This is a genomic window from Microbacterium sp. NPDC056003, assembly GCF_042274785.1.
GTDB lineage: Bacteria > Actinomycetota > Actinomycetes > Actinomycetales > Microbacteriaceae > Microbacterium.
In genome coordinates this window covers 1,493,512-1,514,498 of record NZ_JBHJXQ010000001.1, presented here as the reverse complement: position 1 = coordinate 1,514,498, position 20,987 = coordinate 1,493,512, and the positions used below count along the sequence as shown (strand labels likewise).

17 protein-coding genes and 1 riboswitch are annotated in these 20,987 nt (G+C 72.4%); of the genes, 7 read left to right on the top strand and 10 right to left on the bottom strand.

The features are described 5' to 3' along the window. Positions 1-31 precede the first annotated feature (31 nt). A complete protein-coding gene (locus ACFC1W_RS07060; protein ID WP_375990302.1) occupies positions 32-6,775 on the top strand; it encodes a hypothetical protein in 6,744 nt (2,247 codons plus the stop codon). Here the strand turns inward: ACFC1W_RS07060 and rlmN are convergent. After that, a complete protein-coding gene (gene rlmN, locus ACFC1W_RS07055; protein WP_375990299.1) occupies positions 6,756-8,000 on the bottom strand; it encodes a 23S rRNA (adenine(2503)-C(2))-methyltransferase RlmN in 1,245 nt (414 codons plus the stop codon). The genes ACFC1W_RS07060 and rlmN overlap by 20 nt on opposite strands. Positions 8,001-8,058: 58 nt before the next feature. Between rlmN and ACFC1W_RS07050 the strand changes: the two genes are divergently transcribed. Both ACFC1W_RS07050 and ACFC1W_RS07045 read left to right on the top strand, forming a co-directional pair. Beyond that, positions 8,059-9,018, top strand: a complete 960-nt coding sequence (locus ACFC1W_RS07050) for a hypothetical protein (protein WP_375990296.1) — start codon at positions 8,059-8,061, stop codon at positions 9,016-9,018. 18 nt (positions 9,019-9,036) lie between these two features. Beyond that, positions 9,037-9,675, top strand: a complete 639-nt coding sequence (locus ACFC1W_RS07045) for a LysE family translocator (protein ID WP_375990293.1) — start codon at positions 9,037-9,039, stop codon at positions 9,673-9,675. Between the two features lie 54 nt (positions 9,676-9,729). Here the strand turns inward: ACFC1W_RS07045 and ACFC1W_RS07040 are convergent, their stop codons facing one another. Genes ACFC1W_RS07040 through ACFC1W_RS07030 form a run of 3 tightly spaced genes read right to left on the bottom strand, consistent with a single transcriptional unit; the run spans position 9,730 to position 12,141 of the window. Further along, on the bottom strand, positions 9,730-10,584 hold the full coding sequence (locus ACFC1W_RS07040) for an SDR family oxidoreductase (protein ID WP_375990290.1): 855 nt from the start codon (positions 10,582-10,584) through the stop codon (positions 9,730-9,732). Continuing rightward, positions 10,581-11,366 (bottom strand): enoyl-CoA hydratase/isomerase family protein, encoded by a 786-nt coding sequence (locus ACFC1W_RS07035; RefSeq protein WP_375990287.1) that lies wholly within the window; start codon positions 11,364-11,366, stop codon positions 10,581-10,583. The genes ACFC1W_RS07040 and ACFC1W_RS07035 overlap by 4 nt, the downstream gene beginning before the upstream one ends. A 13-nt stretch (positions 11,367-11,379) precedes the next feature. Further along, positions 11,380-12,141 carry an SDR family NAD(P)-dependent oxidoreductase gene (locus ACFC1W_RS07030; protein ID WP_375990285.1) on the bottom strand — a complete coding sequence of 254 codons (762 nt, stop codon included), beginning with the start codon at positions 12,139-12,141 and terminating at the stop codon, positions 11,380-11,382. Positions 12,142-12,250: 109 nt separating this feature from the next. On the opposite strand from ACFC1W_RS07030, the gene ACFC1W_RS07025 reads away from it, so the two are divergent. From ACFC1W_RS07025 to ACFC1W_RS07015, 3 genes are all read left to right on the top strand, one after another. Further along, positions 12,251-12,595, top strand: a complete 345-nt coding sequence (locus ACFC1W_RS07025) for a DUF488 domain-containing protein (protein ID WP_375990282.1) — start codon at positions 12,251-12,253, stop codon at positions 12,593-12,595. Between the two features lie 4 nt (positions 12,596-12,599). Next, on the top strand, positions 12,600-13,325 hold the full coding sequence (locus tag ACFC1W_RS07020) for a phosphotransferase (protein WP_375990279.1): 726 nt from the start codon (positions 12,600-12,602) through the stop codon (positions 13,323-13,325). A gap of 61 nt (positions 13,326-13,386) precedes the next feature. Then, positions 13,387-13,917, top strand: a complete 531-nt coding sequence (locus ACFC1W_RS07015) for an SRPBCC domain-containing protein (RefSeq protein WP_375990276.1) — start codon at positions 13,387-13,389, stop codon at positions 13,915-13,917. A gap of 9 nt (positions 13,918-13,926) precedes the next feature. On the opposite strand, the gene ACFC1W_RS07010 is transcribed toward ACFC1W_RS07015, so the two are convergent. From ACFC1W_RS07010 to ACFC1W_RS07000, 3 genes are all read right to left on the bottom strand, one after another. After that, the gene (locus ACFC1W_RS07010; protein WP_375990273.1) at positions 13,927-14,733 is read right to left on the bottom strand and encodes an energy-coupling factor transporter transmembrane component T family protein; all 807 of its coding nucleotides are present in this window, start codon (positions 14,731-14,733) and stop codon (positions 13,927-13,929) included. Beyond that, entirely contained in the window at positions 14,730-16,196 is a 1,467-nt protein-coding gene (locus tag ACFC1W_RS07005) for an ABC transporter ATP-binding protein (protein WP_375990270.1), read from the bottom strand. The genes ACFC1W_RS07010 and ACFC1W_RS07005 overlap by 4 nt, the downstream gene beginning before the upstream one ends. 2 nt (positions 16,197-16,198) lie before the next feature. Then, a complete protein-coding gene (locus ACFC1W_RS07000) occupies positions 16,199-16,843 on the bottom strand; it encodes an ECF transporter S component (protein ID WP_375990268.1) in 645 nt (214 codons plus the stop codon). Further along, positions 16,836-16,945: riboswitch (TPP riboswitch) on the bottom strand. It overlaps the preceding gene by 8 nt. Positions 16,946-16,982: 37 nt before the next feature. Here ACFC1W_RS07000 and ACFC1W_RS06995 point away from each other — a divergent pair. Next, positions 16,983-18,596, top strand: a complete 1,614-nt coding sequence (locus tag ACFC1W_RS06995) for a D-alanyl-D-alanine carboxypeptidase (protein ID WP_375990265.1) — start codon at positions 16,983-16,985, stop codon at positions 18,594-18,596. A gap of 31 nt (positions 18,597-18,627) precedes the next feature. Here the strand turns inward: ACFC1W_RS06995 and ACFC1W_RS06990 are convergent, their stop codons facing one another. The 3 genes from ACFC1W_RS06990 to ACFC1W_RS06980 all read right to left on the bottom strand — a co-directional run bounded on the left by ACFC1W_RS06990 (position 18,628) and on the right by ACFC1W_RS06980 (position 20,986). Beyond that, a complete protein-coding gene (locus ACFC1W_RS06990; RefSeq protein WP_375990262.1) occupies positions 18,628-19,554 on the bottom strand; it encodes a DnaJ domain-containing protein in 927 nt (308 codons plus the stop codon). A gap of 77 nt (positions 19,555-19,631) precedes the next feature. Beyond that, positions 19,632-20,171: a hypothetical protein gene (locus tag ACFC1W_RS06985; protein ID WP_375990259.1), complete on the bottom strand. Its 540-nt coding sequence runs from the start codon at positions 20,169-20,171 to the stop codon at positions 19,632-19,634. Continuing rightward, the gene (locus ACFC1W_RS06980) at positions 20,168-20,986 is read right to left on the bottom strand and encodes an LssY C-terminal domain-containing protein (protein WP_375990256.1); all 819 of its coding nucleotides are present in this window, start codon (positions 20,984-20,986) and stop codon (positions 20,168-20,170) included. The genes ACFC1W_RS06985 and ACFC1W_RS06980 overlap by 4 nt, the downstream gene beginning before the upstream one ends. Between the last annotated feature and the right edge of the window lies 1 nt (position 20,987).

The following is a 20,987-nucleotide window of genomic DNA, read 5'->3' as shown; positions in this document are numbered from 1 at the left end:
CCCCTCGGTCCGCACACGAATCAGAGCCGTCATGACCGTCGTCCCGTCGCCGCGACGCAGCATCCGCAGGGCCGTGGGCCTCGCCGCTGCGGCGACCGTGGTCGCGGCCGGACTCGTGAGCCTGCCGGCTCCGGCGTCGGCAGTCCCTTCCCTTCCCGCGGAGGCCGACGTCTATCTGGTGTCGCGCACGGATGAGGGATCGTCGGGGGCGCCGTACATCACGCCCGACGGCCAGCGGGTCGCCTACGCGTCCGACGCCGGCGGTCTGGTCGAGGGCACCCAGGTCGCGACGCGGAACATCTTCCTCGCGACGGCCAAACGCGGCTCCGGCGACCCCTTCTCGGGCCGGCCGCGCCTGGTGAGCCGACCCGACGCCTCGCTCCCCGACGAGCCGGCGAACGACGTGAGCGACGACCCCGTGGCGAGCGCCGACGGCCGGTACGTCGCTTTCGTCAGTCAGGCGACGAACCTCGTGCCGGAAGGCGGCACCCCGGGCCTCGCGGCCGTCTACGTGCGCGACCTGCGCGCGGGCACCACGTTCCGCGTCGACGCGGGCCCCGAGCCGAACGGGGCCGCGTACGAACCCGACCTCAGCGACGACGGCCGCCACCTGGTCTTCACGTCCTCCGCCACGAATCTGACACCGGGCGACACCAACGGCGCTCCCGACGTCTTCGTCGCCGACCTCGACAGCAACGGTGACGGAACGCTCGGCGACGTCACCGTGACCCGGCTGCTGGGCTCGCACAGCGTGCCGGGGGGCATGTCCCAGCCGGCGATCAGCGGCGACGGCGCGTGGATCGCGTTCACCGCCTTCGTCTCCGACCCGACCGGAGCATCCGGAACGCCCGGCGACGTCGCCTCGGTGTTCCGCACCCGCCGTGGCACCGAAGCCGAGACGCGCCTGCTCGTCGCTGGCTCCCACCACGGCGCCGTCGACGCGACCGGCAGCGCCTACGCGGTGGTCGTCGACGACTGCCAGGGCGCTCCCGTGGTCGCCGGCGTGACGCTCGACGCCGCCGGAACCCCCTTCGCGGTCGGCATCGGCGGGAACGAGGTGGAGCGCGGTGCCGGCAGCGTCTTGGCTCCGGCGATCTCGGCCGACGGGTCGACCGTGGCATGGGCGACCACGCAGCCGGAGGCCGGCCGGTCCGAGCCGCTGGGCGACCCGGTGGTGCGCGTGGCCGAGCCGGCCTGGCAGGAGGCCCGCGCGGGCGAGGTGCCGTGCGACGACGACGACGACGTCACCGAGCTCGGCGTCGGCGACGCACCGACGCTGTCGGCGTCGGGCCGCACGGTCGCGTTCGGCGGGCCGAGCGACATGACCTCGGCGCAGACCTCGGTCACCGCCGTGGACCGCCAGACCCACGACGGCCTCTGGGTGTCGAACACGATGGGCGGGCTGACCGTCCCCGGCTACGTCACGAGTGTGGCGATCTCCGAGATCCCGGTGTCGGCGGTCGCCGCGTACGCTGGGGCGCTCGCGGACGTGCCGATCCAGCGGCTGCCCGTCTCCCGTCTCCCGCTCACGGCGCTTCCGTTCCACCGGCTGCCGGTCCACCGCCTGCTGGACGGCGGCTGGCCGATCTCGCGCCAGCAGGCCGACGATGCCACGCTCCGCCGGCTGCCGATCGACCGCCTGGCGCTCCACCGGGTGCCCCTCCAGCGCCCCGACATCCCCGGCGGCTGGCAGCAGGTGCTCGCCGCCACCCCGTTCGCCGGCCGGCTCACGCAGAACGTGACGCTCGCCGAGGTTCTCGACTGGGCGGACGAAGCGCTCCCCGGTCGGTCGTCGGGTGCCGCCGCGGAAGCCGCGACGCCAGCCGCGGCGGAAGCCGCGACCCTGATCCGGAGCCTGTCGCTCGGCGACGTCGACCTCGACGGCTCAGGCATCGACGCGCTCTCGGTCGCGTCACTGCTCCTCGGCGCAGCGCCGCTCGCCGAGCTCGAGGTGGCCGGCTCCGGCTCGCCCCTCGAGCGCTGGCAGGCGCTCGCCGACGCACAGGGACTCGGCGTCACCGCCGACGAAGCGACCGTCCTGGCAGAGCTCGACGCCGCCGGGCTCGATCTCAGCCGGACGGGCATCGATGCGGTCCCCCTGAACCAGCTGCCCCTCGACGCCACGATGCTCGACGACATCACGCTGGGTGCCTCCGGCCGCCAGCCGGGGCTGTTCCTGGCCGGCACACCGCTCGGGGCCGTCGAAGCCGACTCGCTGAGCACAGCCGCGCAGACCGCGCTCTTCGGCGGAACGCGGTCGGGGACCCTCGCCGACAATGCCGGCACCCTGCGCCCCTCGGCCACGCTCGCCGACCTGGCGGCGGGTGCGCCCGACTCCGTCACCGTCGGCACGGCGCTGTTCTCGCTCATCGACCGTGCCGCCTATCCGTGGGAGCAGATCGACCCGACGGTCATCCCCGCCGGCGCGGCGGTGCAGCAGACCGCCGATCAGGATTGCGACGAAGGCGGCCGGTGCGGACGCGTCGCACAGTTCCAGTTCACGTTCGATCCCGGTCCGGGTGAGGGGACCCTCTTCCCCGCGCCCACCGCATCGGTCACGCTTCCGGCGTCGTCGCGCCTCTCGCTCGTGCGGTCGACCGGCTCGGGACCCCGCTTCACGCCGGCCGGCGATCAGGTATACGACGGTCCGGTGCAGGCCGAGGGATCGCTGGTGCGGTTCCCGCTGCCCGACACGGCGGGCGGCACCGTGCGGTCGCTGGCGCTCGAGTACACGGCGAGCCGGCAGCCCGGCGCGTGGAGCTCCCGCGCCGAACTGGCCAGCGGCGACCTGCGCGCCGATGACGAGATCCTCCTGAGTGCGGCGCAGGAGTACTACGACGTCGCCGACCACAACCGCACGCCGGACGGCCGCTGGCAGGCCGCCCCGCAGACGCTGGCCGAGGGGGTCCTCCGCTACGAGTGGATCTCGCCCGCGTCGATCGAGTTCGACGGCGAGGGCCGACAGCTTCCCTCCCCTGCCGACGACGAGGACTGGTTCGCCGTCGAGCCGCCGAAGCCGGGGCAGCGCCTCGTGGTGTCGTCCCACGCCGCGGACGGCGGGATCTCGCTCACGCTCCTCGCGCCCGCGCAGACGCTGTCGCCGCTCGGCCTGCCGAGCCTGGGCGTCGCGCCCGGCACCGCCGTCACCGAGCAGGAGCAGAGGGATGCCGCGGCCCCCGCCGAGTCGGGAGCGGACGCCGGTACGGCCGTACCCGGCCACGTGATCCTCGACCAGGCGACGGTCGGCGGGGACGGCGCGGTGACGGTTCAGGCATCCTCTGCTCTGGCCGAGGGCGAGGCGAACTGGCTCGTGCGGGTGACGAGCGGGAACGGCCTCGCCGGCTCGCAGCTCTACTCCCTTCGCGCGACCTACCTCCCGGAGCCGCCGGAGCAGCGCTGCGCGCCCTGGCTGCGGCCTCTCGACGTCGAGCCTCAGAACCCCGACGACCCGTGGCCGTTCGTCGTCAGCGACCCCGTCGGCGCGGACACGAACACGCTCTACCTCATCGACACGACGCGCTTCCGGCTGACCCACGGCCTGCAGGCGACCGACGAGGTCGTCGCGGCGATCCGGGCCCTCGACGGCACGGGCCCGGTGGGCGACGGCACGATCTCCGGTGCCATCCTCTCGATCGACACCGATCCCGCCGTCGTGGCGGCCCGCGCGGCACTCGACCAGGAGCCGTGCTCGATGAGCGCCCGGCGCTCCCTGAGCGCCGCGATCACCGCGTTCATCACCGCGGCGGTCGGCTCCGCCGCCGAGCAGATCGAGTCGATCGTCATCGTGGGCGGCGACGACATCGTGCCCTTCGCCCCCGTCCCCCAGCAGGCCGCGCAGTTCACCGAGGCGAGCCACGCCGCCGAGCTCAGGCTCCCCGCACAGCCCGACGGCACCCCCTGCCCCGCCGGGGTTCCGCCGGGCGAGGTCGACCCGTGCGCCACGCCGCTGTCCGCCGCCGCCGCGGCGGGCGTGATCCTCACCGACGACCCGTACGGCCTCGCCGATGCCTACCCGTCCTTCGGCGGCCATCTCTACGTGCCGACCGTCGCCGTCGGCCGTCTGGTCGACACCGCCGACCAGATCCGCGGCCAGCTCGACCGATTCCGCTATGCCGATGGGGTCCTCGCGGGCGACTCGGCTCTCACCGGCGCCTACGGCGCGTGGGCGGAGCTTCCGCAGCTGGTCAGCGAGAGGCTCGCCTGGCGGCTCGGCGCCGACGAGTCGCTGGAGCAGCCGTGGTCCAGGCAGGACGCCGAGTCCCGTCTCTTCCCCCGCGGCGCGGACGCGCCGCGGATCGTGTCGCTCAACGCGCATTCCGACGAGCGGCGCCTGGTGGCCGGCGTCGAGGACGCCGCGACCGGGGCGGTCGACGACTCCGCGGTCATCGATGCCGGCGATCACGCGCCTCCGGCCGTCCCGCGCGCGGAGGAGGTCTTCGACCCGCGCGCGCCGACGAGCCCGCTCGACGGCGCGGTCGTCTTCATGATCGGCGGACACGCGGGCAACAACCTCCCGGCCGCCTACTACGGCGACGTCACCGACTGGGCGGACGTGTTCTCGCCGGCGGGCGGCTTCGTCGGCAACACCGGATTCGGCCTCGCGAACGGCGCCACGACGGCGTACAGCGAGCGTCTGCTCGGCCTCTACGCCGACTGGATCGGCGTGCAGAGCACCCGAGGGCCGGTCTCGTCCGGCGGTGCGCTCGCCTACGCCAAGCAGGCATACGCCGGTGCGCTGGGCCTGTACTCCGGGTACGACGAGAAGGTCCTGATGCAGGCCGTGTACTACGGCATGCCGATGTACACGTTCGAGGATTCGACGAAGGATGCCCCCCTCCCCGCGGCGCCCGAACTCCGGATCGCCGACGGGCGCTCCGGGCCCTCGTCGGCCCCGCTGACGCTGACGCCGTCCTTCGCCACCGTGACCAGAGAGGACCTCACCGGCGCACAGATCACCTACGTCACCGTCGGCGACGAGCAGCCGATCGCCGTTCCCGGCCAGCCGCTGCTGCCGAGACTCGTCACGCAGATCCCGTCGTCCGACGAGGCGGGCAAGGTCCCGCGCGGCGCACTGATCACGAGCCTCACCTCCGCGTGGACCGGCACGGTGCGCCCCGCGATCGGCGACCCCGGCATCGGGGTCGAGCGGGCGCCGGTCGTGAAGGACGGTCTCGCCTTCCCCTCCTCCTTCACCTCGATCTCGCGGCAGGAGACGCCGATCGGCCCCGTCAGCCTGCTGGTCACGGCACCCGCCAACGTCCAGTCGGCCGCCGGCGGTCTCGGCCGGATCGAGACCTTCCCGTCGATGGGCCTCGAGATCCTCTACGGTCCCGACGACGGCGACGTCGTGCCGCCATTGATCCGCTGGACGCAGCACCGCGACGGCGAGGTCGCCATCGCCGCCGAGGACACGGGCGGCGAGGTGGCCCGCGTGGTCCTCCTCGCGCAGGAGGCCGACGCTCCGGCGGACGACTCCGCGCGCGACTGGGAGGCCGTCGAGCTCGAGCCCGACACCGACGGCATCTGGCGCGGCGACATCCCCGCCTCGATCTCGGGCCCCTACCGCTGGATCGCGCAGGCCGTGGATGCCTCCGGCAACGTCGCGACCGACAGTGCGCGCGGGCGCATCCAGGTCGCCGGCGCCGCCGGGCCCGTGCTCGGCGCCCCCGGCGGTCCGCTGACGGTGGACGCCGGAGACCGCGTGGTGCGCAGCATCCCGATCACGGATGCCGCACCCGGCGCCGTCGTCACCGGTTCGTACGTGCTCCTCGATGCCGACGGACGGGAGCGCGCGGCGGGTCCGGTGACCGTCGCGACGGCTGCCGACGGCGCGATGCACGCCGTCGTCGACCTCATCGCCGACACCCCGGGCACGTTCCAGGTCTCGGTGACGGCGTGCAGCGGCGGCCAGGACTGCGGCGAGCCCGTCGGGTTCGCCCTGACCGTGCAGTCGCGCAACTCGGCTCCGACGGCATCGGTCTCCCTCGATCGCGAGGGCATCACACCGGGCAGCCTGCTGACGGCGGAGGCGACCGGCACCGACCCCGACGGCGGCGACGTCGTCACCCTGTCGTACCGCTGGCTGCGCAACGGCGTGTTGCTCGACGGGGCCGAGGTCGCAATGCTCTCGCTCGACGGAATCACGCGCCCGGGCGACGTGATCCGCGTCGACGTCGTCCCGAACGACGGCGAGACGGACGGACACGCCGCATCCGCCGAGATCGTCGTCGGAGACGAGCTCGCGCTTCCGACGATCGCCGCCTGGGCGACATCGGCGGGCCGCACCTACGACGACGGATCGTGGGCATCGGACGACGTCGTCGTGTCGTTCACGTGCACGGGCAGGGGCGTGTCGTGTCCGGTGCCGTTCACCGTCTCCGCCGACACCGACGGCACGCGGGTCGAGCGCACCATCAGCGATGTCCAGGGGCGCCAGGCGACCGCGGGCATCACGGTGCGACGCGACGCGACGGCCCCGTCGCTCTCGCCCTCCGTCTCTCCGGATCCGGTCGCCGTCGGCGGCACCGCGACGGCCGTGCCGGCGGCGATCGACACCGGTTCGGGCATCGCCGTGCAGTCGTGCGATCAGCCGGTCACGGCCACCGAGGGCGTGAAGAGACTGACCTGCCGTGCCACCGATGTCGCCGGCAACAGCGCGGCGACCACGGTCGCGTACACCGTGATCGGGCCGGCCGGATCGATCGGGGCCGCGGCGCCGGGCGGCGGCAGCCGACCGCCCGCCGTGGGCGTCGGTCCTAGTCCTCGAGCGGAGTGACGGCGGCGACCGCCTGGTCGTCCTCGGTCGCGACCAGCTGGCCGCACGCGCCGTCGATCTCCTTGCCGCGGGTGTCGCGGAGCGTGGTGGGGATGCCGGCGTCGTTGAGGCGGCGCACGAACTCGTTCTGCACCGGGATCTCGGAGGCCGTCCAGATGGAGCCGGGCGTCGGGTTCAGCGGGATCGGATTCACGTGCACCCAGCCCCGGCCGCGGGCGTTGAGCTTCTCGGCGAGGAGGTCGGCGCGCCACGCGTGGTCGTTCATGTCCTTGATGAGCGCGTACTCGATCGAGACGCGGCGCCCCGTCTTGTCGAAGTACGCCCGTGCGGCGTCGAGCGCCTCATCGACCTTCCACCGCGAGTTCACCGGAATGAGCTCATCGCGCAGCTTGTCGTCGGGCGCGTGGAGCGACAGCGCGAACGTCACGGGGATGTCCTCGTTCGCGAGCTTCGTGATCGCCGGCACCAGGCCGACGGTCGAGACCGTCACGCCACGGGCGCTCATCCCCAGTCCGTGGGACTTGTCGGTCATCACGCGCACCGCCTGCATCACGCGGGCGTAGTTGGCCAGGGGCTCCCCCATGCCCATGAAGACGATGTTCGACACCCGCTCGGCGGAGTGGTCGTCGCGCTTCTTCCCGCCCAGCTGCCCGTCGGCGATCACGCGGTTCGCGCGAACGATCTGCTCCACGATCTCGGCCGCCGACATGTTGCGCGTGAGACCCGCCTGCCCGGTGGCGCAGAAGGGGCAGTTCATGCCACAGCCTGCCTGCGAGGAGACGCACAGTGTGATGCGGCCGGGATAGCGCATGAGCACCGACTCGACGAGGGCGCCGTCGTGCAGCTTCCACAGGAACTTGATCGTGTCGCCGCGGTCGGTCTCGAGCCGGCGCACCTCGGTGAGCAGCGGCGGCAGCATGCCGTGCACGAACTCTTCGCGACCCTCCGCCGGGAGGTCGGTCATGTCGGCGGGGTCGTGGGTGAAGTGCGTGAAGTAGTGCTTCTCGAGCTGCTTCGCGCGGAAGCCCGGCATCCCGAGCTCCTTCACCTTCTCGACGCGCTGCTCGGGGGTCAGGTCGGCGAGGTGGACGGGGGGCTTGCCGCGCTTCGGGCTCGCGAACTGCAGGAGCGGCCGCCCTTCGGCGTCCTTCTTCTGCGACCAGCCCTCCGTGGCAGGACGCACCTGACGGGGCTTCGTGGTGCGCACGGGAGGCTCAGTGGTCATGATCCGAGGGTAGGGGACGCACCTGAACGCACGCCCGAATCAGGGCTACCGTTGAAGAGTGGACGCCGCGACCCGCGTCGAGCTCGCCGGTCTGCGTCGCCGCGCCTACGGCCCCGAGGCCGACATCGACGGCGACGCGGAGGCCCTGCTGCGCCTCGTCGAACTCGAGGACCTGGTGCGGCGCGAACACCTCGCGCCGATCGCTCCGGCCGCAGCGGCTCCGGCCGCAGCGGCGCCGGACCCGGCCAAGCCCGCCCGCACCGCTCCTTCCTCGCGCCGACCGTCGCCCGCGACGCCCACGGGCGCGCATCCCGCGACGACGGCCTCCACTGCGGGCGCTCCCCCGCCGGGCGCTCCCCCGCCGGGCGCTCCCCCGCCGGGCGCTCCCCCGCCGCGCGCTCCACGGAAGAAGGCATCGCGCCCTCCCGAGCCCCGCCGGCCCCGACGGCTCGGACTCACCGTCGCCCTCGTCGGCGGAGCGCTCGCGGTGGCGGTCGCCGCGGTGATCGGCATCCGGCTGCTGACCGCGCCGGACGAGATGCCCGACGCCCGCTCGACGCTCTCGCCCGCGTTCCAGGCCTCGCGCGCGGCCTACTCGTTCGCGCGCGACACACATGCGGTGACGCTGCTGAACATCCCGCTGGACGGCTCGTTCGGCGGGTTCATCGACCTTCCCTCCGATGGGCACGTGCCCGAGTTCCCGACCACCGGCGAGGTCGAGTGGGCGGTGCACCTGGGCGAGTACTTCGGGTGGGAGGCCTGGATCGCTGGCGCGATGGTGGACACCGCGGGCTTCCGGCGCGACCACTGCGTGCTGGTCGAACGCGGCGACGTCACCCGCGGACGCTGCGTGCCGGCGTCGATCCGCTCGCAGAGCGCGCTGCTCGTGGACGTGCCGTACACGTTCATGCCCGCCGAGGATCGCCCGATCGGGATGCAGGAGGACCAGCGGCTGGGCTTCTGGTGGCGTCGCGACCAGGCGGTCACGGTGCTGCTCGGCGACGATCCCCTGCGATGACAGGGCTATCGTTTCCTCGTGGTCCCTCCCGAGAACCTCCTCGCCTTCACCCTCGCCTCGATCGTCCTCATCGTCATCCCGGGCCCGAGTGTGCTCTTCACCATCGGTCGCGCGCTCGCGCTCGGCCGCATGGGCGGACTGCTGAGCGTGCTCGGCAACGCGCTCGGGCTGCTCCCGGTGGTCGGGCTGGTCGCCCTGGGCGTGGGCGGCGTCGTGGCGCAGTCGGTCGTGCTCTTCACGATCGTCAAGGTCGTCGGCGCCGGCTACCTGATCTACCTCGGGATCCAGGCGATCCGGCACCGCTACCGCGCGGCCGACCAGGCAGGCGGCGCTGTCGCGCCCCGTTCGGCCTGGCGCCAGCTCGGCGAGGGGTTCCTCGTCGGCATCACCAACCCGAAGACCATCGCGTTCTTCGTCGCGGTGCTCCCGCAGTTCGTCGATCTGAGCGCCGGCGCCGTGCCCCTGCAGATGATCCAGCTCGGCCTGGTGTTCTTCGCCATCGCGCTCGTCTCGGACGGCATCTGGGCGCTCGTCGCCGCATCCGCGCGCTCGTGGTTCGGCAGGTCGCCGAAGCGCATCGCCCGGCTGTCGGCGACCGGCGGGGGGCTGATGATCGGCCTGGGCGGGCTCCTGCTCTTCACCGGCGGAGATCACTGACCCGCAGCATCCCCTGAGACGCTTCGGCAGTCGCTGCCGAAGCGGTAGCCCAGGTCAGTCCAGGAAGATGTCCGGGAAGAGCTGGTCGTCGGGGGTGCCCGGCACAGCGGCATAGCCCGAGAAGTCGGTGACGCCCGCCTCGCGCAGCACGTCCTCGACGATGAGAGTCTGCCCCGTGTAGTCGGCCGCCGGCTTGAGGAACACCTCGTAGGCGGCGTCGGCGTACACCTCGGGGGTGCGGCTCACCTTCATCATCGCGTCGCCCCCGAGGGCGAACTGCACCGCGGCCGTCGCGATGGTCGTCGCCGGCCACAGGGTGTTCGCGGCGATGCCCGCCTTCGCGAACTCCGCCGCGAAGCCGAGGGTCGTCATCGTCATGCCGTACTTGGCGAGCGTGTAGCCGGTGTGCGCGCCGAGCCACTTCGGAGACAGGTTGAGAGGCGGCGACAGAGACAGGATGTGCGGGTTCTCAGCATCCTTCAGGATCGGTACGGCCGCGCGACTGAGCATGAAGGTGCCGCGCACGTTGACGTCCTGCATGAGGTCGTACTTCTTCGCGGCGAGGTCGAGCGAACGGGAGAGGTCGATGACGCTGGCGTTGTTCACGACGATGTCGATCCCGCCGAACTCTCCCTGCGTCTTGAGCACGGCCTCGGTCACGTCGTCGTCGTCGCGCACGTCGCCGACGATCGGCAGCGCCTGGCCGCCGGCCTCGCGGATCTGCTCGGCCGCGGAGTGCACCGTGCCCTCGAGCTTCGGGTGAGGGGTGTCGGTCTTCGCGAGCAGCGCGATGTTCGCGCCGTCGCGGGCGGCGCGCAGCGCGATCGCGAGGCCGATGCCGCGGCTGCCGCCCGACATCAGGATGGTCTTGCCGGCGAGGGTCGGGGCCGGACCGGTCGAAGGGCTCACGCGTTCTCCTTGGTTGAGGCCTTGCGCGATGCGGCGGCGAAGGCGGCCACACGCATCTGCGACTCGGGCGTGTCGAAGCGGGCGCCGATCGTGGCCGCTTCGTCGTCGAGGTTCTCGGCGAACGGCCGGTCGGCGCCCGTGCGCACGAGTCGCTTGGCGTGACCGAACGCCGCCGTCGCGTTCGCGAGCCAGAAGCCCGCGATCTCCTCCACGCGACCCGCGACCGCTGCGGCGGGGACGACTTCCGCCACCAGACCCCACTCCAGCGCCTCTTCGGCGCTCAGGGTGCGGTCCTGCAGCAGGAGCTGCAGCGCGCGTCGCTGACCGACCGCCGCCGGGAGCAGCGTCGAGACGCCGAGGTCGGGAGTCAGCCCGATGTTGGCGTACTTGCTGACGAACTTCGCCGAGTCGGCCGCGACGATGTAATCGGCGGTCAGCATCAGGCCGATCCCGCCGCCCGCGACGGCGCCCTGCACCGCGGCGACGATCGGCTTGTCCGACAGAGCGAGCGTGCGGATGCCCTCGTGGATGACGTGGGCCATCCGGGTCACGTCCGCACCGCCGGCGCCCCGCGCCATCGCCACCACGTCACCGCCGGCGCAGAAGGCCGGGCCGGCGGCATCCAGGATCACCGCGCCGACCGAGGGGTCGGAGGTCACCGCGTGGGCGACGTCGCGCCAGCGGCCGCCCATCTCGAAGTCCATCGCATTCAGCGATGCCGGCCGGTTGAACGTCACGCGGGCGAGCCCGCCCTCGACGTGGAGGAGGATCGAATCGCTCATCAGAGTCCTGGTTCTACTTGGGAGCCATGCGGATGGCGCCGTCGAGGCGGATGGTCTCGCCGTTCAGGTAGCCGTTGTCGACGATCGACTCGACGAGTCGCGCGTACTCGTCGGGCCTGCCGAGGCGCTGGGGGAACGGCACCTGCTGGCCGAGGGAGTCCTGGGCCGCCTGCGGCAGACCCATCAGCATCGGCGTCTCCATGATCCCGGGAGCGATCGTCACGACGCGGATGCCGTATCGCGCGAGCTCGCGGGCGATGGGCAGCGTCATCGCATGCACGCCGCCTTTGCTCGCGGCGTACGCGGGCTGACCGATCTGGCCGTCGAACGCCGCGACACTCGCGGTGTTGACGATGACGCCGCGGCCGCCGTCGGCGTCGGGCTCGGTGCGTGCCATCGCCGCGGATGCCTGGGCCACGACGTTGTACGTGCCGATGAGGTTCACGCGGATGATGCGCTCGAAGCCGTCCAGAGGTGTCGGCGCACCCTCGCGATCGAGGATCTTCGCGGGAGGGGCGATTCCGGCGCAGTTCACGACCACGCGCAGCGGTCCGGCCGCGGACGCGGTCTCTACGGCGGCGGCGACCTGACCGGGGTCGGTCACATCGGCCGGGGCGAAGGACCCGCCCAGCTCTGCGGCGATGTCGGCGCCGGCTGAGCGTGGCAGGTCGACGATCGTGACCGCGGCGCCGGCGGCGGCGAGCCGGCGTGCAGTGGCGAGCCCGAGTCCACTCGCGCCGCCGGTGACGAGGGCGGAGGCACCGATGAGATCCATGCGTTCTCCTTCGAACAGCCAAGACATTGCATCCCACCTTACGCGGGACTGAGTCTCAGATCCGACGGGATGCCACGTCCAGGCTACTGGGCGGAGCATGATGGGTGGCGTGGCGGTGAAGCTGAAGCGGGTGTATGACGCCCCCTCCCCCGACGACGGGCATCGCGTCCTCGTCGACCGGCTGTGGCCGCGTGGTCTCACCAAGGAGCGCGCCGCCGTGGACAGCTGGGCGAAGGACGCGGCGCCCTCCGCCGAGCTGCGTCGGGCGTTCCACCGGGGCGACCTCGCCTGGGAGGAGTTCGACGCGGCCTATCGCCTCGAACTGTCGGGCAACCCGGCAGTCGGCGCGCTGCGGACGGAGCTCTCCGCGCATCCCACGTCGACGCTCCTGTTCAGCGTGAACGACCTGGTGCGCAATCACGCCGTGATCCTGCTCGACGTGCTGGGGCTCTGACCCGGTGTCCATCCCCGTCGGCGATGTGCCCGTACCGGAGCGCGTCCGCGCGCTCGCCCACGGCGCCGTGCTGACGCCGGTCTGGCGGAACGACTACGGCGGCATCACCTTCCGCACCGATGACGAGCGCTACATCAAGCACGGCCCGCGCAACGGGGAGTCGTCGCTCGCCGGGGAAGCGGCGCGCCTGGAGTGGGCGGGGCGTTGGGTCCGCGTTCCGCACGTGCTGGAGGCGGGCGCCGACGACACCGAGGAGTGGCTCGTGACCCGGGCGATCCCCGGCGAGAGCGCCGTCGCCGCGAGGTGGGTCGCCGAGCCGGCGACGGCCGTCCGCGCGGTGGGCGAGGGCCTTCGCGCGCTCCACGACGCCCTGCCGGCCGACGAGTGCCCCTACGACTGGACGGTGCCGTCGCGCATCGCGAATGCGGCGAGCCGCGGCATCCGGGTCCCCGATTCCCTTCGTGAGGCGCCGCCCATCGACCGGCTGGTGGTCTGTCACGCGGATGCCTGCTGCCCGAACACCCTCCTCGGCGACGACGGGCGGTGGCTTGCGCATGTCGACCTGGGACTGCTGGGCACCGGCGACCGCTGGGGCGACATCGCCGTGGCGTCGATGAGCACGGAGTGGAACTACGGCCCCGGCTGGGCGGACGCCCTGATCGAGGCGTACGGCGTCGAGCCCGACCGGGAGCGTCTGACCTACTACCGCAACCTCTGGAACGCGACGTGAGGAGGACACCCGACCGGGGTTCTGGCGCCCCCGGCCGGCGAGTGCCAGCATGGAAAGCGATATGACCGACAGCACTGGGAAGAACGACCGCGCCGCGATCACGGGCACCGTCACCGACATCGACGGTCACCCCAACCTCGTGCTCACGCGGGCCTTCCCGATGCCCGCGGCCGAGCTGTGGCGGGAGCTCACCGACTCCGCCCGCCTCGAGCGGTGGATCGGCCGATGGGAGGGCGACCCGAAGACCGGTCGCGTCGCGTTCTTCATGACCGCCGAGGGCGAGGACGTCCCGCCCGAGGAGTACACGATCCTCGAGTGCGATCCCCCGCGCCGGTTCGCCGGCGACACCTCCGCCGCGACCGGCTCGTGGCACCTGTGGTTCGAGCTCGTCGCGAAGGGCGAGGCGACGCTCCTGGTGTTCGGCCAGCGGCTCAACCCCGGCGAGGACGTCGGCTCGATCGGCCCCGGCTGGGAGTACTACCTCGACCGGCTGGTCGCGGTGACGAAGGGGCGGGATGCCTCGACCATCGCGTGGGACGCCTACTTCCCCGCCATGCAGCCGGCGTATCAGACGCTCGTCGCCGCCGGCTGACCGCGGGCGTCAGGACCACACGAAGCGGAAGCTGCCGGCCGCGACGGCGGCCGTGATGGCGAGCGCCATGATGACGATGCCGCCGAGCAGCGCGACCGCGTCACGCGCGTGCAGCCGTGACGGTCTCGACCACGTGCGGGGGATGCCCGACCCGAATCCGCGCGCCTCCATGGCGGTCGCGAGCTTCTCGCCTCGGCGCACGGCGAACACGAGCAGCACGAACGCCATCGAGAAGAACCGGCGCACCGCGCCGGTGTCACCGACCCCGCGGGAGCGGCGGGCGAGCTGCATGCTGCGCCAGTCGTCGAGGAACAGCCCGAGCGTGCGCGTGCCGGCGAGCACGCCGAGGACGAAGCGTGACGGCAGCTTCGCGACCTGGGCGAGGGCGTCGGCGAGTTCGGTGGGGTCGGTGCGGCCGAACAGCAGGATGGTCGGAAGTCCGAGGGCGACGACTCGCACACTCACCGCGATCGCCAGGGCGATGGAGTCGTCGCTGATCGTGGCGTACCAGAACGTTCCGTACACCTGCCCGCCGGGCTCCGCGTAGAGGAGCATGCTCACTCCCGCGACGGGGGCGAACAGCGCGATCGGCAGCAGCCGCTTGGCGACCGTCGCGATCGGCAGGCCGGTGAGCGGCACGCAGGCGAACTGCAGCGCGATGGCGGCGAGCGCGCTCACGACGTCGATCGACGCGAACAGCGGTACCGAGAGCAGCAGCGCCAGCACCACCTTGGTCACGGGATTGACGCCGTCGAGCCAGGCCGCCTTCCCCTCGCGGGCGATCGCGCCCGTCGCGCCGGTGTCGAGGGCCGTCATCGCAGCACCCCTGCCGGCGCGGCGAGCTCGATGCGGTGGCCACCGAGATGATGCGCGACCTCAGCGTCGTGGGTGACCGCGACCACCGTGGTGCCCGCAGAGATCTCGGACTGCAGCAGCCGGACGAGTTCGATCCAGCCGCGGCGGTCCTGACCGAAGGTCGGCTCGTCGAGCACGATCACGGGCGGCGCATCGGCGAGCACAGTGGCGACGGAGAGACGCCTCTTCTGTCCGCCCGACAGCGTGAACGGGTTCGCCTCGGCGAGCGCCGCGAGGTGCAGTCTCTCGAGGAGCTCCTCGACGATGAGATCGACGGCGGCGCGTTCGACCCCCCGGGCACGCGGTCCGATCGCGAGCTCGTCACGGACGGTCGAGGCGAGGAACTGATGCTCCGGCTCCTGGAACACCGTCCCGATCCGGGTGAGAAGTTCGCGCGATTTCCACGTCGACGGACGACGGCCCGATCTCGCCGCGAGCTCGGGCGCCGCCTGCACGGTGCCGTCGAACTCGGGCAGAAGACCGGCCAGTGTGAGCGCGAGCGTCGATTTCCCGACCCCGTTCGGCCCGGTGACGATGGTCGCTCGGCGCTGAGGAACCCGCAGGTCCAGCCCCGCGCGCACGAGTGTGCGCCCGTCGCGGGAGATCGCGAGCCCGTCGGCTTCGAGCGCCGCCGGGCCATCCGCACGGCGCTCGAGGACAGGAAGGTCGATCGGGTGACCCGGCACCCACACACCCGCGGCGGCGAGCTCGTCGCCGAGCCTCGAGAACACGACGTCGGGCGCGCCGTCGGCGAGCAGGCCGCCGTCGGCTCCCACGACGATCACGCGCGTCATCAGATCCGCCCAGACCGCGGTGCGGTGCTCGATGACGACGAGCGTCGCACCGGTCTGCGCCACCGCGCGCTCGACACTGTCGCGCACCTCGCGCACCCCATCGGGATCGAGGTTCGCGGTCGGCTCATCCAGCAGCAGCACCCCGGGGCGCATGGCGAGCGCCCCGGCCAGGGCGAGCCGCTGCTTCTGCCCTCCCGAGAGCGCCTTGGTCGGACGGTCGAGCGGCACGTCGAGTCCGACGTCCGCCAGTGCCGCGGCGACGCGGCCGGGGATCTCCGCGGCGGAGATGCCCAGGTTCTCGCAGCCGAACGCCACGTCGTCGCCGACCTTCGACAGCACGACGCCCGCGTCCGGATCCTGCTGCACCAGGCCGACGCGACCGCGGTGCGCCTCGGGCTGCGCGCCGTCGATCAGCAGCCGTCCCGACACGTGACCCTCATCGGCGCCGCCGAGCAGACCGGCGATGCCTGCGAGCAGGGTCGACTTCCCGGCGCCCGACGCTCCGAGCAGCAGCACGCGCTCGCCGGGCTCGATCGTGAACGACACGTCGCGCACCGCCGGCGCGCGCCTGCCCGCATAGCGCCAGCCCCAGCCGGCCGCGGTGATGCGACCAGGACGGACCGGGGGCACGATCAGACCTCGCGCCGACGTTCCCTGCCCGCCGCGAAACGGTTCAGGGCGCCGGTGGCGGCCAGCGCGCGCACTGCCAGCCAGCCGAGCAGACCGGCGAGCACGGCACCGGAGACGACGAGCGCGATCAGATAGATGGTGTTGAACTCCGCCGTCTTGAGGATGTTCGGCGAGCTGCCGTAGAACAGCTCGAACACCCACGCGCCCACGGCGGCGCCCACGCCGGAGAGCATCGCCACGGGGAGGGTGAACCGGGCGTAGAGGAACAGTGCGAAGACGAGCTCGGCGCCGAGCCCCTGCACCACGCCCGACAGAAGCGTCGACACGCCCCACACATTGCCGATCAGCATCGACACGACGGCCGCGATCACTTCGACGAGCAGCGCCGCGCCGGGCTTGCGGATCACGAGACCGCCGATCACGCCGCCGATCAGCCAGATGCCGACGGCCAGTCCGCCGAGGCCCGGGGTGAACGCATCCATGCTGACGAACCAGGCGTACCCGACGGTGTTCCACCCCCAGAAGACAAGGCCGAGGGCGACACCGAGGACGGCGGCTACGACGATGTCGACCACTCGCCAGCGGAATCGGTGGGGGGCGGCAGAGGTGCCCTGCGACGAAGTGGTCTCGAACGTGGACGCGTGCATTTGTTCTCCTCCCTGCGCCGGCATGATCCGGATCAGGTTCGACGGTCGAAGCGTGGATCGCTTCCTCTCAGCCCGGCTCACCGGACTCCCGTGGTTGTGGCACGAGTATACGCCCGCCGGGGCGACGTATTCTGAGCGGGTGACACCCGACGACCTCCCCGTTGCGCCGCGCCGTCCGCGCGCGCGGACAGGCGCGTTCGCGGTCACCCCCCGGGGGACGGATGCCGCGGAGGGCACGCTCACCCTCGACGAGACGTCCGTGGACCGGGTGTCGACGCCGGCAAGCTCGATCGCCGCGCCGGCCGGTGCCGCCACGGAACCGGCCACCGCGACGTCCCTCGGCGAGCTCGGATCGACGGCAGCCGCCGGCACGGCGACGACGGACCCCGCCCACGCGACGGCGGCGCCGTCCTCGGGCCGGGTGGCGCTCACCTGGGTCGACGAGCGGGACGTCGCTTCCCCTCCCCCGCCGACCGACCTCTCCGCGGCGTCGACCTCGTACATCCCGGTCGAGAACGACCTGCTCGCGCACCTCCCGCGCCGCTCGCCGCTGCGAGCCGGAGTGATGGTTCCCGCCGCGATCATCGCGAGCCTCGCCGGCGCGTACGCCGCCACCACGCTGCTGTGGCCGCTGCACGCGGTCGAGCCGACCGTCGCGGCGGTGCAGCTGCAGTCGGTTCCGGCCCCCGCGACCGAGCTGCCCTGGCCGGCCGAGGGCAGCGCGGCCGTGTCGATCGGCGGCATCGCGGGGAACGCGGCATCCGGTTCCGATCGTGAATCGATCGCCAGCATCACGAAGGTCGTCACCGCCCTCGTCGTCCTCGACCAGATGCCCCTCGCCGTCGGCGAAGACGGTCCGGACTACCGTTTCGGCTATGGCGACATGCTCGCGTACTGGGACTACCGAGCCCGTGGCGAGTCGGCTCTCGACGTCCCGGTGGACGGCACACTCACCGAGTACCAGCTGCTCCAGGGCATGCTCATCGGATCCGCGAACAACTACGCCGACCGTCTCGCCTCCCGCCTCTTCCCCTCCGACGCGGTGTTCGCCGACGCCGCGATGACGTGGCTCGAGACGCACGGGGTGCCGGGTGTGCGGATCGTCGAGCCGACCGGGATCAACGCGCGCAACACGGCCACGCCCGAGGCGCTGCTCGTGCTGGCACAGAAGGCGCTGGCGAACCCGGTGATCGCCGAGATCGTCGCGCAGAAGTCGGTGGACCTGCCCGGCGCCGGCTCCGTGGAGAACACGAACGCGCTCCTCGCCGATCCCGGGGTGGTCGGGATCAAGACCGGAACGCTCGACACCTGGAACCTGCTCTCGGCGAAAGACGTGACGATCGGCGACACTCCGGTGCGGATGTTCGCGTCGGTGCTCGGCCAGCCCGACGACGACACCCGCACGGCCGCGACGCGCGCACTCTTCGACCGGCTGGAGGACGAGCTGGCGCTCGACCCCTCGGTTCCCGCGGGCACGCTCGCCGGCACGGTCGACACGGCGTGGGGGGACACCGCCCGCATCGTGGTGGCGGACGACGCGTCGGTCGTGCTCTGGAACGGCGGCTCGGGCGTCGTGACTCCCACCTATTCACTCGGCGATGCCCATGAGGACGGCGACACCGTCGGATCGATCACCGTGGACGGACCTCTGGATGCCGTGACCGTCGACCTGCGGCTCGACGGCGACATCGAGGACCCGAGCCCCTGGTGGCGGCTCACCCACCCGCTCGAGCTCTTCGGTCTGACCGACTGACACAGAGGCTCACGGGGCGACAGCCCGACACTCAGGCGAACCGCACCGCCTGCTGGAGCCGAGTGCGCACGTCGAAGACCTCATTGCCGCCGATCGCCCGCACGCCGGTGATCCCCCTGCGGAGCACCGTCGACAGCGCGCCGCGCGCGACGATCGCGACGGGCGTGCCCTTCACCTTGCCGATCTCGTCGATGACCTGCAGCACGTCGTCATCGGGCAGCACGACGATCGCTCCGCTGAACCGCACGCCCGCGGCTCGCGCGAGTCCGCGCATGCGCGCCACGAGGGTGGCGATCGGAGCGCCGTCGACGCCGTCGCCGATGAGCTCGCCGCGGCGCAGGCGAACGGGGCCGCCGAAGTCCTCCGACAGGAGGCCGTAGAGCCCGCTGGGGCCGAGCACGATGTGGTCGATCTTGGCGTCGGGGTCGGCGCCCCGCACCGACGGCGCGACGTCATGCCAGACCGTGTAGCCCATGCCCAGCTCGGCGACGATGCGCGCGGTCGCCTCCTCGGCGAGCGCGTCGGCCAGCAGCCTGCGCACGTGCTGCGGCGCGGAGCGCACGAGCGCCGGGTCGTAGGGATCCTCGAGCGTGACGCCGCGGCCGGCCCACTCGCGGATCAGCGTCAGGTACCGCTCGCGACGCCAGCCGCCGGGGTGTCCGTACGAGCGGGCGCGCGGGCGGGTGTCGGTCCGGGCGGCGGGCGCGCGCCAGCCCGACCACTCCCGCGCCGGTGCGTCGCCGAACCCGTGGCCGCGGTCGTACGCGGCGCGCGCATCCGCCGTGCCGACGAGCTCCCAGGCGCGCTGCACCTGGATGAACACGGCGGCGTCGCCCCCGGTGTCGGGGTGCGTCTGGCGCAGGCGCAGGCGGTACGCCTTGCGCAGCGACTCCTCGTCGGCCGTGGGGTCCACCCCCAGCACGTCGTAGGCCGACGCGGACAGCGGACTGTCGAACACGCATCCTCCTGATCCCGGCCGCCGCAGCGGCGGATCTCAGGCTAGACCACACGTCGCAGGGCCGGCTCTGATGCGACTCAGGAGCGCTCCCTGCGTCGCGCGTACGCGGCGGCGCTCCGGCTCGACAGCGCGAGGAGCAGCAGGATGTCGATCGCGAGCGACACGAAGCTGCCTTTGAGCGTGATCTCCTGCCCCTGCACCCACCACGCACCGAACACCGTGCTGATGGACAGCACGGAGATGCACATCACGATGACCCTCGCCCAGTTCCGGCCGAGGAACACGAGCACCGCGAGCTGCAGGTCGACCAGCAGCACAGCGGCGCCGACGGCGAGCACCACCCGCAGGGCCGCTTTCCAGCCCTCGGGTGTCGGGGCGAAGCCCTCCAGCGCCGCCCCCGCCTGGGTGCGGAGGTCGTCCCACCCCGCCGCGAGACTCACCAGCACGACGACGCCGGCGATGACCCGCAGCAGGACGAGCGCGGCCCCGGCTGTCACCGAGGCCGGCCGGCGCATGTGCGGGTCCCGCGCGGCCGGTCGCAGCAGCCGCGCGGGCGGCTCGAACGCCGGACGCTTCTCGGGGCGGATCGGCGCCGGCGAGGGCTCGGGAGTCGTCACGGCATCACCTCCGCGAGGGCGCGCACATCGACGATCGGCAGGTCTCCGTCGGTGCGGATCGTGTCGCCGCCGCCGTTGCGCGCGTGGTACCCGGAGGCGAAGTCAGCGATCACGTCCACGGCGACGCGGGAATCGGCATCCGTCACCGTCGTGACGATGTGGTCGCGCTCGACATCGGTGTCGGCGTCGATGCGGTGCGTGACCTGCAGCGTGAACAGCGACAGCCCGACGCTCGTGTCGAAGGTGCCGGCGGCGAGCCAGTCGACGCGTCGCCCGCCCGGCAGCAGCCAGTCGTCGGGACACCGCCAGAACCGCACGTGGTGGCGCTGGGCGGGGTTTCCGTCGACTTCCTGCTGGTAGGCGAAGTCCTGCTGGCGACCGAACAGGAAGAGCGGGCTCACCGGTGCCTCGTGGTAGCTGCGGCGCCCCAGGGTGGACGTGATGATGCGCCACGACGACGCCAGCGTGACCGGGTCGGCCTTCGTCCACCCCGCCGCCCGCATGGCCATCTCGATCTGCGCCCCGGTCCCCAGGAACGCGAGGTTGACGGGGTCGCCGAGCAGGCCGTCGCTCGTGCGCGTGCGCCCGATGAAGTAGTCGGGCACGTAGATCGTCGTGAGGATGCGGTGCAGCCGCGGCAGCACGAGATATGCCAGGAGCACCCAGAACGCGGCGAAGAACAGGATGCCCCACCAGCCGACTTTGAACGACTCGGTGAAGCTGAGGTATGCCAGCCAGATCGCGGCGAGCCCGGCGAAGACGAAGAAGAACCAGTCGATCGCGATCCCGATCGAGTAGCTCCGCTTCCCGGCCATG

Coding starts and splice junctions, on each gene's coding strand:
- ACFC1W_RS07030 (WP_375990285.1), bottom strand. CDS start 12,141: ATGGATCTCATCGGTGCCTCCGCCCTCGTCACCGGCGGCGCGAGTGGA.
- ACFC1W_RS07060 (WP_375990302.1), top strand. CDS start 32: ATGACCGTCGTCCCGTCGCCGCGACGCAGCATCCGCAGGGCCGTGGGC.
- ACFC1W_RS06980 (WP_375990256.1), bottom strand. CDS start 20,986: ATGGCCGGGAAGCGGAGCTACTCGATCGGGATCGCGATCGACTGGTTC.
- ACFC1W_RS07000 (WP_375990268.1), bottom strand. CDS start 16,843: ATGCACGCGTCCACGTTCGAGACCACTTCGTCGCAGGGCACCTCTGCC.
- rlmN (WP_375990299.1), bottom strand. CDS start 8,000: ATGACCACTGAGCCTCCCGTGCGCACCACGAAGCCCCGTCAGGTGCGT.
- ACFC1W_RS07035 (WP_375990287.1), bottom strand. CDS start 11,366: ATGAGCGATTCGATCCTCCTCCACGTCGAGGGCGGGCTCGCCCGCGTG.
- ACFC1W_RS07015 (WP_375990276.1), top strand. CDS start 13,387: ATGACCGACAGCACTGGGAAGAACGACCGCGCCGCGATCACGGGCACC.
- ACFC1W_RS07010 (WP_375990273.1), bottom strand. CDS start 14,733: ATGACGGCCCTCGACACCGGCGCGACGGGCGCGATCGCCCGCGAGGGG.